Annotated in this window: 15 protein-coding genes; 10 read left to right on the top strand and 5 right to left on the bottom strand. The window is 68.9% G+C overall.

Annotated elements, in window-relative coordinates:
- Nucleotides 1–223 precede the first annotated feature (223 nt).
- The 5 genes from STRTU_RS12455 to STRTU_RS12435 all read left to right on the top strand — a co-directional run bounded on the left by STRTU_RS12455 (nt 224) and on the right by STRTU_RS12435 (nt 5,265).
- Nucleotides 224–1,396: a sugar kinase gene (locus STRTU_RS12455; protein WP_246241366.1), complete on the top strand. Its 1,173-nt coding sequence runs from the start codon at nt 224–226 to the stop codon at nt 1,394–1,396.
- A 112-nt stretch (nt 1,397–1,508) separates the two neighbouring features.
- Complete coding sequence (locus tag STRTU_RS12450; protein WP_159743603.1) at nt 1,509–2,279, top strand: IclR family transcriptional regulator; 771 nt, start codon at nt 1,509–1,511, stop codon at nt 2,277–2,279.
- A gap of 43 nt (nt 2,280–2,322) precedes the next feature.
- A complete protein-coding gene (locus tag STRTU_RS12445) occupies nt 2,323–2,733 on the top strand; it encodes a RidA family protein (RefSeq protein WP_127152792.1) in 411 nt (136 codons plus the stop codon).
- Between the two features lie 149 nt (nt 2,734–2,882).
- Complete coding sequence (locus STRTU_RS12440) at nt 2,883–4,424, top strand: GntP family permease (protein ID WP_246240390.1); 1,542 nt, start codon at nt 2,883–2,885, stop codon at nt 4,422–4,424.
- A 196-nt stretch (nt 4,425–4,620) separates the two neighbouring features.
- Nucleotides 4,621–5,265 carry a LysE family translocator gene (locus tag STRTU_RS12435; protein WP_159743602.1) on the top strand — a complete coding sequence of 215 codons (645 nt, stop codon included), beginning with the start codon at nt 4,621–4,623 and terminating at the stop codon, nt 5,263–5,265.
- 79 nt (nt 5,266–5,344) lie between these two features.
- Here STRTU_RS12435 and STRTU_RS12430 read toward each other — a convergent pair whose 3' ends face one another.
- Nucleotides 5,345–6,532, bottom strand: a complete 1,188-nt coding sequence (locus tag STRTU_RS12430) for a DUF418 domain-containing protein (RefSeq protein WP_159743601.1) — start codon at nt 6,530–6,532, stop codon at nt 5,345–5,347.
- Nucleotides 6,533–7,398: 866 nt separating this feature from the next.
- Between STRTU_RS12430 and STRTU_RS12425 the strand changes: the two genes are divergently transcribed.
- Nucleotides 7,399–7,590: a hypothetical protein gene (locus STRTU_RS12425; protein WP_159743600.1), complete on the top strand. Its 192-nt coding sequence runs from the start codon at nt 7,399–7,401 to the stop codon at nt 7,588–7,590.
- A gap of 112 nt (nt 7,591–7,702) precedes the next feature.
- Nucleotides 7,703–7,894, top strand: coding sequence for a hypothetical protein (locus tag STRTU_RS12420; RefSeq protein WP_159743599.1), 192 nt, complete (start codon nt 7,703–7,705; stop codon nt 7,892–7,894).
- A 113-nt stretch (nt 7,895–8,007) separates the two neighbouring features.
- Here STRTU_RS12420 and STRTU_RS12415 read toward each other — a convergent pair whose 3' ends face one another.
- The 4 genes from STRTU_RS12415 to STRTU_RS12400 all read right to left on the bottom strand — a co-directional run bounded on the left by STRTU_RS12415 (nt 8,008) and on the right by STRTU_RS12400 (nt 11,603).
- Nucleotides 8,008–8,607 (bottom strand): hypothetical protein, encoded by a 600-nt coding sequence (locus STRTU_RS12415; protein WP_159743598.1) that lies wholly within the window; start codon nt 8,605–8,607, stop codon nt 8,008–8,010.
- 15 nt (nt 8,608–8,622) lie between these two features.
- Nucleotides 8,623–9,729, bottom strand: a complete 1,107-nt coding sequence (locus tag STRTU_RS12410; RefSeq protein WP_159743597.1) for a WXG100 family type VII secretion target — start codon at nt 9,727–9,729, stop codon at nt 8,623–8,625.
- 1 nt (nt 9,730) lies between these two features.
- The gene (locus STRTU_RS12405; protein ID WP_159743596.1) at nt 9,731–10,045 is read right to left on the bottom strand and encodes a WXG100 family type VII secretion target; all 315 of its coding nucleotides are present in this window, start codon (nt 10,043–10,045) and stop codon (nt 9,731–9,733) included.
- 208 nt (nt 10,046–10,253) lie between these two features.
- Nucleotides 10,254–11,603 carry a M14 family metallopeptidase gene (locus tag STRTU_RS12400; protein ID WP_159743595.1) on the bottom strand — a complete coding sequence of 450 codons (1,350 nt, stop codon included), beginning with the start codon at nt 11,601–11,603 and terminating at the stop codon, nt 10,254–10,256.
- 248 nt (nt 11,604–11,851) lie between these two features.
- Here STRTU_RS12400 and STRTU_RS12395 point away from each other — a divergent pair, with 248 nt between their 5' ends.
- The 3 genes from STRTU_RS12395 to STRTU_RS35955 all read left to right on the top strand — a co-directional run bounded on the left by STRTU_RS12395 (nt 11,852) and on the right by STRTU_RS35955 (nt 15,179).
- Nucleotides 11,852–12,742 (top strand): trypsin-like peptidase domain-containing protein, encoded by an 891-nt coding sequence (locus STRTU_RS12395; protein WP_159743594.1) that lies wholly within the window; start codon nt 11,852–11,854, stop codon nt 12,740–12,742.
- Between the two features lie 451 nt (nt 12,743–13,193).
- Nucleotides 13,194–13,442 carry an FtsX-like permease family protein gene (locus STRTU_RS12390; RefSeq protein ID WP_246240387.1) on the top strand — a complete coding sequence of 83 codons (249 nt, stop codon included), beginning with the start codon at nt 13,194–13,196 and terminating at the stop codon, nt 13,440–13,442.
- Nucleotides 13,443–13,778: 336 nt separating this feature from the next.
- Nucleotides 13,779–15,179, top strand: a complete 1,401-nt coding sequence (locus STRTU_RS35955; protein ID WP_174878853.1) for a hypothetical protein — start codon at nt 13,779–13,781, stop codon at nt 15,177–15,179.
- Nucleotides 15,180–15,205 lie beyond the last annotated feature (26 nt).

Below are 15,205 nucleotides of genomic sequence, written 5' to 3'. Positions count from 1 at the left end.
CCGGACGGTACCCGGACCCGCACCCGGACGAGACCTGGGCCCACACCCCGGACGGGACCCGGGCCCGCCGCCCCGGCCGCGCCCGGGTGAGCCGTACAGCGAAGGAGCGCATCCGATCGTGACCAGGCCCTCGAACACCGGCGGCGGCCCGGCCCCGGACGACGTACCCGTTCCGGACGGCGGACCCGCACCTGACGTCGATGTGGTCTGCCTCGGCGAGTCCATGGTCACCTTCCTGCCGCGTCTCCCCGGGCGGCTCGCCGATATCCCCTCCTTCGACCGCGCCATCGGCGGTGCCGAATCCAATGTCGCCTGCACCCTCGCCCGCACCGGCCACAGCACCCGCTGGATCTCCCGGGTCGGCACCGACGGCTTCGGCGATCACCTCCTGGCCGCGATCGCCGACTGCGGTGTCGACGTCGGCCACGTCCGGCGCGACCCGCTGCGCCCCACCGGCGTCTACTTCCGCACCGCCGGCGACCGCGCCACCGACACCCATGAAGTCGCCTACTACCGCACGGGTTCCGCCGCCTCCGCCATGACGGCGGCCGACCTGGACCCGGCCGCCCTCCACACCGGCCGGATCCTCCATCTGTCCGGCATCACGGCGGCGCTCTCCGCGGACTGCCTCGGCCTGCTGCGGGAGCTGACCGCCCGCCGCCCCGGCCGTCCGCTCGTCTCCTTCGACGTCAACTACCGGCCGGGGCTGTGGCGCGACCCCGCACAGGCCCGGGTGCTGCTCGAACTCGCCCGCGGCGCCGACCTCGTGTTCGTGGGCGATGACGAGGCCCGGGACGCATGGGGGCTGCACGGCCCCCGGGCCATCCGCGAGGCGCTGCCGGAAGCACACACCGTGGTCGTCAAGCAGGGCAGGGACGGCGCCACCGTGTTCCGGCGTACGCGGGAGCCGCGCGGGCTTACGCGGGAGCCGGTCGGGCGTACGCGGGAGTCGGGCGGGCTTATGCGGGAGCCGGGCGGCCGTCGCGACGCCGCCACCGCGACCGGCAGTGCCACCGACACCGACACCGACACCGCTACCTTCGTTCCCGCCCTGCGAGTCGGCCTCGTGGCAGCCACCGGTGCCGGAGACGCGTTCGCCGCCGGGTTCCTCTCCGCCACCCTCCGCGGGCTGCCGGACCGCACCCGCCTCCGGTACGGCCATCTGTGGGCCGCCGCCGCCCTCACCGTCCCCGGCGATCTCGCCACTCCGCCGAGCCGTCCGTACGCGGACCGCCTGGCCGCCCTCGACGACCCGGCCTGGGAGAGGCTGCACCTCGCTCCCGGCTGGACCGACGCCGACGCCGACGCCGACGCCGACCCCGAGGCCGAGCCCGACGCCGACCCCGACTCCGACACATCCGGCCGGCGGGCCGACGAGGAGGTACCCACCCAGTGAACGACCCACGCGAGAGAAGCATCGAGAGGACCAGCGAGAGGATCAGCGAGAGGACCAGCGAGAGGTGCGCCCCGGGTGACGACGGGGCGGTCGGGCGAAGCGAGGTGCCGGAATGAGTCAGACCGTCGACCGGGCGCTGAGCATTCTGCCGCTGCTCGCCGAGGGGCCCGCCGACCTGGGCCAGGTTGCCGACCGGCTCGGCGTCCACAAGTCCACGGCCCTGCGGCTGCTGCGTACCCTCCATGAACACGGCTTCGTCTACCGCCAGTCCGATCAGCGCTACCGCCTCGGAGCCCGGCTGTTCGCCCTCGCCCAGCAGGCCGTCGAAAGCCTCGACGTACGCGAGATCGCCCACCCCCACCTCGTCGAACTCAACGAGAAATGCGGACACACCGTCCACCTCGCGGTCCACGAGGAGAACGAGGTGCTCTACATCGACAAGGTGGAGAGCCGCTACCCGGTCCGGATGTACTCACGGATCGGCAAACCCGTCGCGATCACGGTCGCCGCGGTCGCCAAGCTGCTCCTCGCCGACCTCCCGGAACCCGAGCGCCGCGCCCTCGCCGAGAAGCTCGACTACCCCCACTACACGTCCCGTTCGACCACCGACGCCACGGCGTTCCTCGCCGAACTGGCCACGGTCCGCGAACAGGGTTGGGCCACCGATCTCGGCGGCCACGAGGAGTCCATCAACTGCGTCGCGGCACCGGTCCGTGGCGCGGACGGACGCCTGGTCGCCGCCATGTCGGTCTCCGCACCGAACGTCGTCGTCACCGCCGAGGAACTCCTCCGGCTGCTCCCGCTGGTCCGCCGCACCGCCGACGCGATCAGCCGCGAGTACTCCGGAACCGCCGTTCCCCCGCCGGCCCTTGCCCCCCACTGAACCGGAACTGCCTCAACTGACCCCGTACAGAAAGGCGAACCCCATGACCGAGAAGACCGCCCTCACCCCGGCCACCCACACCACCCCGCCCGCGAAGTTCTCCCACGGCGTCAAGAAGGGCAACATCCTCCAGGTCGCCGGCCAGGTCGGCTTCCTCCCCGCGGTCGAGGGCCAGGCCCCCACCCCGGCCGGCCCCACCCTGCGCGAGCAGACCCTGCAGACCCTCGCCAACGTCAAGGCCATCCTCGAAGAGGGCGGCGCCAGTTGGGACGACGCGATGATGATCCGCGTCTACCTCACCGATGTGGCGCACTTCGCCGAGATGAACGAGATCTACAACGCCTACTTCGAGGAGCAGGGCCTCAAGGAGGCCCCCGCCGCCCGCACCACCGTCTACGTCGGTCTGCCCAAGGGCCTCCTCATCGAGATCGACGCCCTCGCCGTCCTGAGCTGAGCCACCCCCTGTGCCTTTAGATCCTCCCCTGGCACGTCTGCCAGTACCTCCGCGCCATCTGCCGCACGGCAGGGCACCCCGCACCGCCGGGGCGCCCTGCCGCGGTCCCCCCTGCATGGAAATCCGCTGTCTGCCACCGGAGTTCGCCCATGTACCTCGCCGCCACGACCGCCGCCCCGGTCACCTTCCCCCAAGCTCTTGAGGAGCAGGGGGCACCTCCCTCACCACCGCACACCGGTGGACTGCTCGCCCTGATACCGGGCACCGCCGGGCTTCTGACGGTCGCCGCACTGGGCATCGCGCTGCTGCTCGTCCTGATCATCAAGGTCCGGCTGCAGCCGTTCGTCGCGCTGCTGACCGTCTCCATCGCGGTCGGCCTGGCCGCCGGGCTCTCGGTCACCGAACTCTTCGGCACGGTCCAGAAGTCCGACGCCGTCTCCCTGATCGAAACCGGTATGGGCGGCATCCTCGGACACGTCGCCATCATCATCGGCCTGGGCACCATGCTCGGCGCGATCCTCGAAGTCTCCGGCGGCGCCGAGGTGTTGAGTGCCCGGCTGCTGCGCCTCTTCGGCGAGCGGCGCGAACCCCTCGCCATGGGCCTGACCGGCCTGATCTTCGGCATCCCGGTCTTCTTCGACGTCGGTATCTTCGTCCTCGCCCCGATCGTCTACGCGGCGGCCAAGCGCAGTGGCAAGTCGATCCTCCTCTACTGCATGCCGCTCCTCGCGGGCCTCTCCATGACGCATGCCTTCCTGCCGCCGCACCCCGGCCCGGTCGCCGCCGCCGGTCTCTTCAAGGTCGACCTGGGCTGGATCATCCTCATGGGCCTCGTCTGCGGCATCCCGGCGGTGCTCGCCGCCTGGGGCTACGCGGCCTGGATCGGCAGGCGCCTCTTCGTCCCCGTCCCACAGGACATGGTCGAGGCCGCCGAGGAGGCCAGGGCCGCGGTCACCGCGGGGAAGGGCGCGGCCGGTGTCGCGGCGGGGAAGGGCGCGGCCGGTATCACCGCACACGAGGCGCCGGTCGCCCTCCGCACCGTCCTCACCATCATCGGCACCCCCCTGCTCCTCATCCTCCTGGCGACCTTCTCCTCCATCGCCCTGGCTCCCTCACCCGGCCGCTCGGTGATCGAGTTCTTCGGCCACCCCTTCGTGGCCCTGACGATCGCCCTGCTGCTGTCGTACTACCTGCTGGGCCTCCGCCGCGGCTGGTCCCGCAAGTCCCTGGAGACGGTCTCCACCGCCTCGCTCAAGCCGGTCGGCAACATCATTCTGGTGGTCGGCGCCGGCGGCATCTTCGGCGCCGTCCTCAAGGGCAGCGGCGTCGCCACCGTCCTCTCCGACACCTTCCACCACGTCGGCCTCCCCCTCATCGTCCTCGCCTACCTCCTCTCCCTCGTCCTCCGCGTCGCCCAGGGCTCCGCCACGGTCGCCATCGTCACCACGGCCGGCATCGTCGTCCCCCTAGTCGACGGCCAGAGCCTCCCCCCGGCCCACCTGGCCCTGATCATCATGGCCATCTCAGCCGGATCGATCTTCGCTTCGCACGTGAACGACGGAGGCTTCTGGATGGTGTCCACGTACTTCGGCATCTCGGAACGCGACACCCTCAAGTCCTGGACGGTGCTGGAATCCGTGCTGTCGGTCACGGGGTTCGCGGTGGCGGCGCTGGTCAGCATCTTCGTGTAGCGCCAAGGGCCTCGCCGATCGTCCGGACCTTCCGGCGCCTCATCACCGTCGGCAGCAGCACTCGCCGTGCGCTTCGGCTCGCCGGCTCGCTGCAGGCTCGCGGCCTTGCGTATCAGCATGTGGGTGAGCCTGGAGCCGGTATTCCCTCCTCTGTTTGAATGAGCCCCCGGCAGGCATTCCAGGAGGTGACGGACACATGGTGTCCACGGAGAGCATCCTCGCGTTCGCGGCGATGTCGCTACTGGTGATCGTGATTCCGGGGCCGAGTGTGCTGTTCGTGATCGGCAGGGCTCTCGCGCACGGCCGCCGCACCGCGCTCGCGACCGTCCTCGGCAACCTGATCGGCTCGTACGTCCTGGTGAGCGCCGTGGCATGGGGCCTCGGCGCGCTGGTGGAGACCTCGGCGGCGGTCTTCATGGGCGTGAAGCTGGCCGGTGCGGCCTATCTCGTCTACCTCGGTGTGCAGGCGTTCCGGCACCGCAAGGAGATGCGCGCGGCGGATATGGAGGCGCCCGCGGGCGGGCAGCGCAGCGATCTGCGCACAGTCCTGGACGGCATTTTCGTGGGCGTCACCAACCCCAAGGGCCTCGTCTTCTTCGCGGCGGTACTGCCCCAGTTCGTGGACCACGCCGCGGGTCATGTGCCCTCCCAGATGATGGTGTTGGGCCTGGTCCCGGTCGGCATCGGCATGATCACGGACACCCTCTGGGGCCTGGGCGCCTCGGCAGCCCGTTCCTGGTTCGCCCGCTCGGACCGTCGTCTGTCCATGGTCGGCGGGGCGGGCGGCTTCGCGATGATCGGCCTGGGTGTGACCGTGGCAGCGACTGGCAGGGCGGACTGAGGGGCCCTTTCGGAGAGCCCCCCGGCCAGGGCGGACTGAGGGGCCCTTTCGGAGAAGCCCCCGGCCAGGGCGGGACGGCTCAGCGCCGCAGTGCCCACTTCTGCACGGACTCCAACGGACCGGTGGCGAAGCGGCGCAGCCACAGCGTGGAGCCCACCATGAGGACAGCGCACACCCCGGCCCACAGCCCCATCACCCACCAGGGGCGGCCGGTGTCTCCCCAGCGGGCGGTGAGGCCGAGTCCGATGCCGTAGCAGAGCAGCATGCACAGCAGGTTCTGCAGCACGTACGCGGAGAGAGCCGTACGGCCGACAGAGGTGAGGCCGGTGGTGAGTGGACCCGGGCGGCGCACCCGGCTCACCACCGCGCCGATCAGGCCGATGAACCCGACCGCCAACAGCGGAGCGGCGCAGTACCGGTCCAGAAAGAAGAGGTCGCTGCCGCCCACGGCGGTCGCGGCGGTGAGCGGTGCCCCGAGACCGAGGCCCCAGCCGAGCATCCGCGCCCGGATCCGCCGGCCCGTCCCGTCCATCGCGAACGCGCCCGCCCGGAACAGCCGTACCCCGAGCAGGAACAGGAAGACCATGAGCCCGAAGGCGAGCACCGGCTCCAGGCGCAGCGCGATACCGGTCTCCAGCCGGAACGCGATCTGGTCGAGGTAGCTTCCGTGCGCGTACAGGTCGACGATCCGCTGGGACACGCCGCCTCCGCCGACGCCTGCGTTCCGGCCGTCTCCGACGAGCAGCGCGGTGAGCGCAACCATCAAGGCCAGGTGCAGCCCGGCCGCCCACCACATGGCGCGCCGTCGTGTGCGCTCCGACCGGGCCAGCAGCCAGGCGACGAGGAGCGCGGTGACCGCGTAGCCCATCAGGACGTCCCAGGCGAAGACGAGGACGAAGTGCAGGGTGCCCTCGGCGAACAAGAACAGCGCCCGCCACTTGTAGCGGCCCGGCCAGGGCTGTCCGCGCCGGGCGGCGGCGTCGAACTGGATGGCCAGGCCGACCCCGAACAGGATCGTCAGCATCGAGAAGGACTTGCCGTTCGCCACGAGTTGGAACAGGCTCTCGGCCGCCGCCGGAACGGAACCGTATCCGGCGTGCCCGGAGCTGTTCTGCAGGAACCCCCACTCGGCGCCGGGACTGGCGAAGACCCAGACGTTGGTCATCAGCGTGCCGAGGATCGCGGTTCCGCGCAGTACGTCGAGCAGCGGGAGCCGGCCACCTCCGGTATCGGAAGAAAGGGCCGGTGAGCGCAGTGTCTGGGTCATGACGTCATCATCAACGCGTCCCGGCCGACATTCCTCGTGAGCGCAGACGAACTGCCCTACATCGAAAGATGCACCCGCTGGGAGATGGCTTAACTCTGTGGTCGGAGGGGCGCGGAAAACCTCGTAATTCTTTCGCCCGACCCCCTCTCCCGGTCCGAACCCCGGTGCACTACGGCAACCTTGGCAGGTCACAGGCATCGTCGACCAGGCCGGGAGCGGCATCGAAGGTCATGAGCCCGAACTCGTGAAGTACACAGAGAAAACCGCCAATAAGGCATGCACATTCACGCGTAACGGGCAGTGAAATTCGGTGAGCATGGCCATGCCCGCACTGTTTCCCATCCGACCCGGCAGTCGTGGACGGGGCGCCCGGCATGGCATCGGACACCCCGTCGGGTCACACCGCGTGCGGCGGTGGGTATGGCGCGGGTGCCCGTCGTAAAGGCTGATGCGGAGCGCGTCGTCGCGATAGCGCAGTGACAGATAGACACTGTCGGCCGGAGTGAACATACAGGCAGACGTTGCGAGTTCACCGATCACCTGAACCGCGGCGGCGGTCACATCGCACAGGCCGTGTGCCTCCAGGATCGTACGGGCGGCAGAGCGCGCTACGGCCGGACTGGCGAGCGCGGCGGGAAGAGTGAGGCTGTAGGCCAGGAGTGGGGAGGGAGGGTGCCGATGCCCACCAGGGCCACGCCCACAGAGCGCCAGAAACGACTCGCCTCATGGTCCCGAGTTCACTCATGCTGATGCACAACTCGCCAAGTACCGGGAGCACATGGACTGGATGCACGCGCGTACGCTCGCGGCGCGCGAATCCCGCGAATTCATTCACCACATCGTCCGTCAGCTCTGAGGAGGGTCACATGGCTCAGATCTCTTGGGAAGATCCCTTTTGCGCGGAAGGCAACAACTGTTTTCGCATAGGTACTGACGATCACGGCAACGCCTATGTCGCCGTGGCGGGTGCCGAGGACGCCTACGTGACCGACACGCGTGAAGCGCTCCGCACTCTCACCTGTGACATCAAGGCCGGCAAGGCCGACCACCTGCTGTAAGGGCTCGGTAGGCGGTGGCGCGATGGCGCTCTTTCGCTCCTGCCGGCGCGGGTGATCTGCTGCTGTCGTTCTGCTGCCACATCGAGCGCTCACTCTGGAAAGGAAGGTCACCATGCAAAACATCAACTGGGAAGAGCCCTACTGCGGCGAAGGAAACAACTGCTTCCGCCTCGGCACCGACGAAGACGGCAACGCCTATATCGCCGTAGCGGGCGCTGAGGACGCTTACGTGACCGACACGCGTGAAGCGCTCCGCACGCTCATCCGTGACATCAAGGCAGGCAAGGCCGATCACCTGCTGTGAAATCTCGCGGGCCCGCGCCGCTCCGTGGCGGTGCGGGCCCGCTCCTTGAGGCACTTGCTGTCAGGGGCGGGCCATTCGCTGCTCCTCCGGCCGCACTGCCGACGTACCCTGGTTCAGGGGCCGGTCCATACCGAGTCCGGGAACTCGGCGACAACGTCGGCCATGACCTCCGCGAGGCCGACGACCTTCTCGTGGGGCCTCCTTTCCTTTAGCCACCCGATCATCTGATTCTGGTGCAGCCGCCACCCCATCTTCGCGTCCGCAGTCATTCTGCCGACCTGCTCCGTGATGACCAGCTCGGCGAATGCAGGGTCAACGGAGCATTTGACCATGCGGGGGTGGCGACCAGGGGGGAGGCGAACGGGGCTTCCCGCGCGAGGTGGAAAAGGGTCCGTGTGAAGCGAGCGGACCAACGCCTCGACGGAGACCGCGGTGTCGGGAAGGCTTTTCGGCAGGGAAAGGACTGCAACAGAATAGTAGTTGACGTCGGTAACGTAGCGTCCGCCTCTGTGCACGGCAGCCAGGTGGAAGAGCGTCGTGGCGTAACTGCGGACCTGTCCTTCCAGTACATGTGTGGCGTGATTTCCGAGTACGCCGAAGGGGTAGCCGGGGCGACCGAACATGTCCACCCAGTGGCGGGATTCCCTTTTCCGGTAGTGATGCCATTCAGGGTCTTCGCGATATTTGCGGATGCTCTTCCTGACCTGCCACATGCCTACGGTCTCCCCTCAGCCCTCATATGCGCCGTCCGGGTCGGTCAGCGCCGAGCGGGGTTTGTCGAAGGGGCTCTGGGGGTGGTCGGCGGTGCGGTCGGTCTCGTTGGCGTTGGCATCCCCGTACACCACGCCATTGGCACCAGCCTGCCGCCCCGGGCCGAAGGTCGGACCGGACTCGGGGTCTCGGTGCCGTCCCCCTCCGCCGTGCTCATACCGGGCCTCGCCGCCGTGTACCGACGCGCCGCCCGCCGCGCCGCCGGCGGCGCTGGTGATCAGGTCCGGGATGATGTTGGCACCCGTCTTGCTGCCCTGGGCGATGTCGACCCCGTCAGCAGCCATCTGGCCGCCCGCGCTGGTGGCGGCGCCCGTGGTCATCTTCCCGGCGAGTCCGTTACCTGAGATCACATCGCCGAGTGCGTTGGGCATCTTCTGGCCCAATGTCCGGCCACCCGCCCCCAGTGCGGTGCCGACGCCCCCGGCCACCGCCGCGTCCTGGAAGTCCTGGCCCCAGGTGACCTTCTGGCCGGTGAACACCTGTCCCAGCACGTTGCCGGTGAAGTTGCCACCCACGTTCGTGGCGAACTCCATACCGAACTTCAAGAATTTGTTACCCGCCATGAGACCACGTAGGGACTCAAGAGCCGATTCGATCGTCTTGAGGACTTTGGCGAGCCTCGCAACGACGGCTCCGGCCTCGGCGACTTCGGCCGCCGCGCTCCCGGCGGCAACCAAGTCGGAGAAGCCCGCGGTGATCACGGTCAGCCCGACGCCCACGGCCGCAGTGACCGCGAGCTCCTCAAGAACGTGCTCCACTTGTGTATTGGTGTCCTCGATGTGGTCGGCTGCCTGCTCCAACTCCTTGGCGACAGCATGAAAGCGGGGCAGCGCTTGGTCGATCTGCTCCTTGGTGTGCGTCCAGTGCTCGCGGAACCCCGTGGCGGCCTGGCCGCCCCACTCCGACTCGCTTAACTCATCGACCTGCCGACCAAGGTCCGCCCCCGCCGACTTCAGGTCATGGGCCATCTCCCGCCACGCCTCGGCACACTTGCGCAGCACCTCTGGGTTGCCGCCGGGCTTAAGGATGTGGAAGCTCTTCTCGATCTGCTGCTGCTCGGCCATGTCACGCGCCCTTGAATGCGTTCGCCTGGCCGGCATCGGTGTGCTCGTAGTTTGCGGCTGTGTGATTCAATCCGGCGGCATAACCGGAAAGTTGTTTGCGCAGCTGCTGCAGGCTGGTGACAGTGGCTCGCGTCATATCGACATATTTGGCAAGAGCTTCAGTGGATTCGCTGAGCACCCCAAACGCAGAATCAACATTCTCGGCCTTATCGGCAAATTGCTTGACTTGCCCTTCGAGTCGGTCGTTCACATGCTTGAAATCCGTGGACAGCGTCCGGAGTTTGTCCGGGTGGACACTGAAGTGTTCATGCGTCATAGCGGCCCCCTGTCGCGAACATGATTTTCCCCCGAACAAGCTAACGGTTTCCGAGGTGAGGCGGATACGCGCGCGCGTTAAAGTCGCGGCAAGGGGGGAAATTCTTGGAATGCGGCGGGCAATGGGGCGGTAAACCATCCTGGCCGGCGTCGCTCGGCGGGCCGCGCCGCAGCGGCGCGGCCCGCCTCTCGTCACGGCAGTGGCTGGGTCAACTTCCCTTGCAGTACTGCCCTTCCTTCCCGATCGCCCGGTAAGGACAGTCGGCGATCTCCAGGAGTTGGAGGACCGCCTCGCGGTTGCGGGCTGTTTCCTTCGGGATTACCGAGTCCTTCGGGTAGAAGCCGCCGGAGCCGAAGGATGACGGGTACATCTCGAAGGTGTACGCGAAGATGCGCTGGTCGCCCCACAGCCAGTCGTCGATGGCGCCGTCGGTGATGTAGAGGTCGCTGGACTGTTCGGGGGTGTAGCCGTTGGTGGCGGCCATGTTTTTGCCGATGGTGGCGAAGGCGTCGTGGTCGTCCTGGGTCATGCCGGGGCCGGTGTCGTCGTTGGTGAAGCCGAAGGGCCAGAGGACGAGTTCGCTGTAGGTGTGGAAGTCGATGGCGGCCTTGATCTGCTGTTTGCCGCCGACTTTGCGGCCGTGGACGAATTTCGAGACGACCTTGACCTCGGGGGCGGAGGCGGCGGAGGCGCCGCGATAGGTCTCGTCGCCCGGGTTGGTCGAAGAGCCGTCGCAGCAGCCCCACTTGAAGTCCCAGTTGCGGTTGAGGTCGGTGCCGACCTCGTCGGTTCCGGCGTTGGGCTGGCGGTTCTTGCGCCAGCTGCGGAAGTCGCCGGAGGCGATGTCGTACGCGCCGCCGTCGGGGTTCAGGTCGGGGATGATCCAGATCTCGCGGGAGTCGAGCATCTTGGTGACGCGGGAGTCGCTGCCGTATTTCGAGGTGAACTCGTTGAGGAGGTAGAGGGCCATCTCGACGGTGAGGTGTTCCCGGGCGTGCTGGTGGGCGGTGAAGAGGACTTCGGGTTCCTGTTCGTCCTTGGTGACGTTCTTGCTGAGTTTGAGGGCGAGGAGGTCGCGGCCCTCGTGGGAGGTGCCGATGACCTGCTTGCTCAGGATGTCCGGGTGCTTGGCGACGAGGGCGTCGATCTCCTTCGTGGCCTCGTCGTAGGTGTGGTACTTCGTGTAGCCGGCCGGGAAGTCGTTGACGCGCGGCTTGTGGGGGGACGCGGTGTCTTTCGGCGGGGCGGGCAACGTGCGCAGTCCATAGCCGAGTTGGCGTACCCCGGCCGCCTGGGCGCGGGTCGCGGTGATGACGACCGCGCGGGTGTGGACCTCGTCGATGCTGACGCCGGTCGAGGTGAGGGCGGTGCGCTCCGTGGGGGTGGAGGGGCCGGTGACCTCGTACTGGCGGGGGACTTCGGCGCTTTGCGCGGCGCCCGGGGCGGGACGGGAGGGTGGCGTGTCCTGCGCCTGGGCGGCGGCGATCGGGGCGGCGAGGGTGAGGGAGAGGAGCGCGGCGAGGACTGTCGTGCGTCCGCCGCGGATACGTGGTCGCATGCGGTCTCCTGTGGGGTGTGAGGCGAAGCGACGGCGTCAGTTTTGGGCGGTGTCATGCTCGGGACAAGACGTCGGGCGGCCAAATGTGGGGGCGGTCGGAACCGGCCACCGGAAAGTGGCGAATCCCTCAACTTCCCCGTGACAGGCGGAAATTGATTGCCAGGCGGTGCCGAGTCGCCAACAATGCGCACGACAAACCGAAGCCCCTCGGAAGGACTTCGGTGAACAGACGCTGAGAGGACCCCCACATGAATCGACCTCTCGTCGGCACCCTGGCCACGGCCGCACTGGGCGCCGCAACCCTGCTGGGCACCGTCGGAACGGCGTACGCCGCGCCGCAGAACAGTGCCCCGCACCCCACGCAGCACAAGACCAAGCAGCACAAGACCAAGGCGGCGGACTTCGCCGGCACCGTCGCGCTGAGCAACTGCTCCGGCTCGGTCGTCCGGATGCCCGGCTCGAAGGCCGACGACCCGGCGCTGGTGATGTCCAACGGGCACTGTCTGGAAGGCGATATGCCCGGCGCCGGTGACGTCGTCGTCGACAAGCCGTCCAGCCGCAGCTTCACCCTGCTGGACAAGTCGGCCGGTGAGCTGGGCACGATCAAGGCCACCAAGGTCGCCTACGCCACGATGACCGACACTGATGTCTCGTTCTACGAGACCGACTCGACCTACGCCGAGATCGAGAAGAAGTTCAAGGTCAAGCCGTTGGAGATGGCCACCGAGCACCCGGCCAAGGACGCGAAGATCAGCGTCGTCTCCGGCTACTGGAAGAAGGTCTACTCCTGCGGCATCGACGGGTTCGCCCCCACCCTCAAGGAGGGCGAGTGGACCTGGAAGGACTCGGTCCGCTACACCCCGGAGTGCAAGATCATCGGCGGTACGTCCGGCTCGCCGGTGGTCGACACCGCGACCGGCAAGGTCACGGCCATCAACAACACCAGCAACGAGAGCGGCGAGAAGTGCACGCTCAACAACCCCTGTGAGGTGGACGAGAACGGCAAGACCACGGTGCGCAAGGGCATCGGCTACGCCCAGGAGACGTACCAGATACCCAAGTGCTTCGGCGACGGCAACAAGCTCGACCTGAACGCCGAGGGCTGCGTCCTGCCGAAGCCGAAGGCCACGCGCCACTGAGCTGAAGCAGGAGCCACACCCCAGGCCCCGTGCACGCGCTGCGCGGGGCCTGGTGGTGGGGCGGCCGCCTCCGGCCCCCAACGGGTCGGACCCTCCCCCACATCCGCCGTCCCGCACCCACCGCCTCTGTCAAAAGGCAGAGTCGGCAGAGTCCCGGATCGTCCTGAGGTCCACGTCTGGCCGTCCGAGGCGATCAAGACGAGCATCGGCCCCGGAACCGGCACCCGCGACCAGCCCTACACCGTCGTCGGCGTCTACCAGGACAACCCCACCGCCCAGGACGTCCTCGGCTCCCGCACCGAGGTGCAGAAGCACAGCTTGCTGCGCGACTCCGTGCAGCGCGTCCTGGTCCGCACCACCGACGGCACGGTCTCCAAGGACCGGGAGAAGCAGCTGCGCGACGCCGTGAGCAACAGCCCGCTGCTGAAGGTCCAAGACCGACATCAGCCGCATGATCCGCCTGGAGGCCATCTGCGTCGCCGCCTTCGGCACCCTGCTCGGACTGGCCGGCGGGCTGTTCGGGGCGTGGAAGGTCAGCGGTCTGTTCAACGGCGCGATCCCGCAGTACTCCTACTCACTGCCCTGGCCCACCCTCGCCCTCGTGGTCCTGCTCTCGCTCGCCGTCGGCGCGGTCGCGGCCGCCTTGCCCGCCCGACGGGTCGCTGCCCTCAGCCCCCTGCGAGCCGTCGCCGCCGCCTAGCACGCGTCATCCCGGTCATCGACATGCGCTCCGCGTCAGCCGCTCCCGTCTCGGCGGGGGCGGCCCGCCGCACGGGCACGGCACCGAGGGTGCGCAACCTCGGAGGGAAGGGGGAGGGGGCGACTTCCGGCCGCCTGGGCGGGTGTTCCTCTGCGGGGCGCTTGGCCGGTATCTGCCGATTCCCTGCGGGGTGATGGTCGTGACGAGTAGCCCAGAACGTGTTCTCTGGGACGTATCTCTGTGGATAAAGTGCTGAGCGAATGGCGCCGATGGCGCAGAGCTGTGCCGATCCGCGGTCCCGGGACCCCCGGCGGCCGGAGGGAGTGGGGGAGCGACGTGCCGACCGCGATTGCAGTCACCAGTCCGGACCTCGCGCTGCCGTCGACCGACCGGCAGACACCCGCCGCCGTCGTCCTCCAGGCACCACAACTCCAGCCGCTGGACGACGCCCTGACGGAGACCAGCGCGGTACTGGAACACCACGGCCATCTCATCGCGCTGTACTCCTCCGCCTGTCCGCCGGAACACATCCGCCGGCTGCACACCCTGCGTGCCGTACTGGAGAGCGACCGGATCGCCATCGTGCCGCTGTCCCTGCCGCCGCTCGGCGTGGCCTTACTCGCCCGTCAGCTGCGGCAGTTGTCGTTGTGTGAGATCAGCCCGGGGGTGCTGGCCAGTGCGGCCCGGCTGCTGACGCATTACATTCACGCGGGCGCCCTGCTGGGCAGCGTCAGCGGCCTGGACCGGGTCGAGGTCGATCTGCGGGCGCATATGAAGTCCTGGCTTCCCGGCGCGCATTTCGCGGTGCTGGCCCATCCCGAGCCGCAGTTGCTGCACCTGGACCGGCACAGCACCGAGGCCGGACTTCCGGGGCCCGGCTTCGCCACCCAGCTCGCGGTCGCCCGCGGCCAGCTCACCTCGGAGTGGGTGACCGGCGCGCTCGCTCCGGCCTGGCAGACGCAGGGGGTGTACGAGGCCCGGCTGCCGGCCGAGTCCGCCCGGTGGTGGGGAACACCGAAGCTGATCGAATTCGCGGCGGCCATACCGGACGTGTCGGTCCTCTACCAGTTGGTGACGTCCGTACGCCGCGAGCAGTGCGGCTGGTGCGGTCTCGAACTCCTCGGCGACCGCTGTGCGTTCTGCGCGGCCCCGCTGGCGAGGGAACGGGCGACGGGGGGTGGCGGCTCGGGCCAGGGGCCGACGGCCATAGGTGGGCCGGTATCCGGGCCGACGGCCGGGTCCGTGTCCGCGCCGGTATCCGGGCCGCAATCCGGGCCGGGTTCGCCGGTGCGGGGCGGCGCGCATGCTCAGGACAGCCCCAGTGGCCGTGGCCCCAACGGACATGGCTCCAACGGACATGGCTCCAACGGACGTGGCCCCAACGGACGTGGCGGACCCGGCCAACTGGACGTACGCGGACCGGATCTCACCGCGGGCGGCCCGGCCGTACCGGGAATCCCGCACGGTTCCGGCAGCCCCGTACCGGGAATCCCGCACGGCTCCGGCCGCCCCGTACCGGGAAACCCGTACGGGTCCGGCCAGCCGGTGCCCGGAAACCCCTACGCGTCCGACACCCCCTGCGCCCCCGGCCAGTGGGACCTGCCCGGCCACCCCGACTTCGCCCCTCATCCCGCTCATGCCGCTCATCCCGCCTATCCCGGCCATCCGGATCTCGCCGGTCACCCGGACACCCCCGGCACCCCCGGCACCCCCCGGACGGTGGCCCACGTGCGCTGAGCCCGACCGGGCCGCCATGGCCCCGC

Origin of the sequence: Streptomyces tubercidicus (genome assembly GCF_027497495.1) — a bacterium.
GTDB classification, from domain to species: Bacteria; Actinomycetota; Actinomycetes; order Streptomycetales; family Streptomycetaceae; genus Streptomyces; species Streptomyces tubercidicus.
Note: the sequence above shows the minus strand (reverse complement) of the source record. Positions and strands in the feature narration are given on the sequence as shown.

Coding starts and splice junctions, on each gene's coding strand:
- STRTU_RS12455 (WP_246241366.1), top strand. CDS start 224: ATGGTCACCTTCCTGCCGCGTCTCCCCGGGCGGCTCGCCGATATCCCC.
- STRTU_RS12450 (WP_159743603.1), top strand. CDS start 1,509: ATGAGTCAGACCGTCGACCGGGCGCTGAGCATTCTGCCGCTGCTCGCC.
- STRTU_RS12445 (WP_127152792.1), top strand. CDS start 2,323: ATGACCGAGAAGACCGCCCTCACCCCGGCCACCCACACCACCCCGCCC.
- STRTU_RS12440 (WP_246240390.1), top strand. CDS start 2,883: ATGTACCTCGCCGCCACGACCGCCGCCCCGGTCACCTTCCCCCAAGCT.
- STRTU_RS12435 (WP_159743602.1), top strand. CDS start 4,621: ATGGTGTCCACGGAGAGCATCCTCGCGTTCGCGGCGATGTCGCTACTG.
- STRTU_RS12430 (WP_159743601.1), bottom strand. CDS start 6,532: ATGACCCAGACACTGCGCTCACCGGCCCTTTCTTCCGATACCGGAGGT.
- STRTU_RS12425 (WP_159743600.1), top strand. CDS start 7,399: ATGGCTCAGATCTCTTGGGAAGATCCCTTTTGCGCGGAAGGCAACAAC.
- STRTU_RS12420 (WP_159743599.1), top strand. CDS start 7,703: ATGCAAAACATCAACTGGGAAGAGCCCTACTGCGGCGAAGGAAACAAC.
- STRTU_RS12415 (WP_159743598.1), bottom strand. CDS start 8,607: ATGTGGCAGGTCAGGAAGAGCATCCGCAAATATCGCGAAGACCCTGAA.
- STRTU_RS12410 (WP_159743597.1), bottom strand. CDS start 9,729: ATGGCCGAGCAGCAGCAGATCGAGAAGAGCTTCCACATCCTTAAGCCC.
- STRTU_RS12405 (WP_159743596.1), bottom strand. CDS start 10,045: ATGACGCATGAACACTTCAGTGTCCACCCGGACAAACTCCGGACGCTG.
- STRTU_RS12400 (WP_159743595.1), bottom strand. CDS start 11,603: ATGCGACCACGTATCCGCGGCGGACGCACGACAGTCCTCGCCGCGCTC.
- STRTU_RS12395 (WP_159743594.1), top strand. CDS start 11,852: ATGAATCGACCTCTCGTCGGCACCCTGGCCACGGCCGCACTGGGCGCC.
- STRTU_RS12390 (WP_246240387.1), top strand. CDS start 13,194: ATGATCCGCCTGGAGGCCATCTGCGTCGCCGCCTTCGGCACCCTGCTC.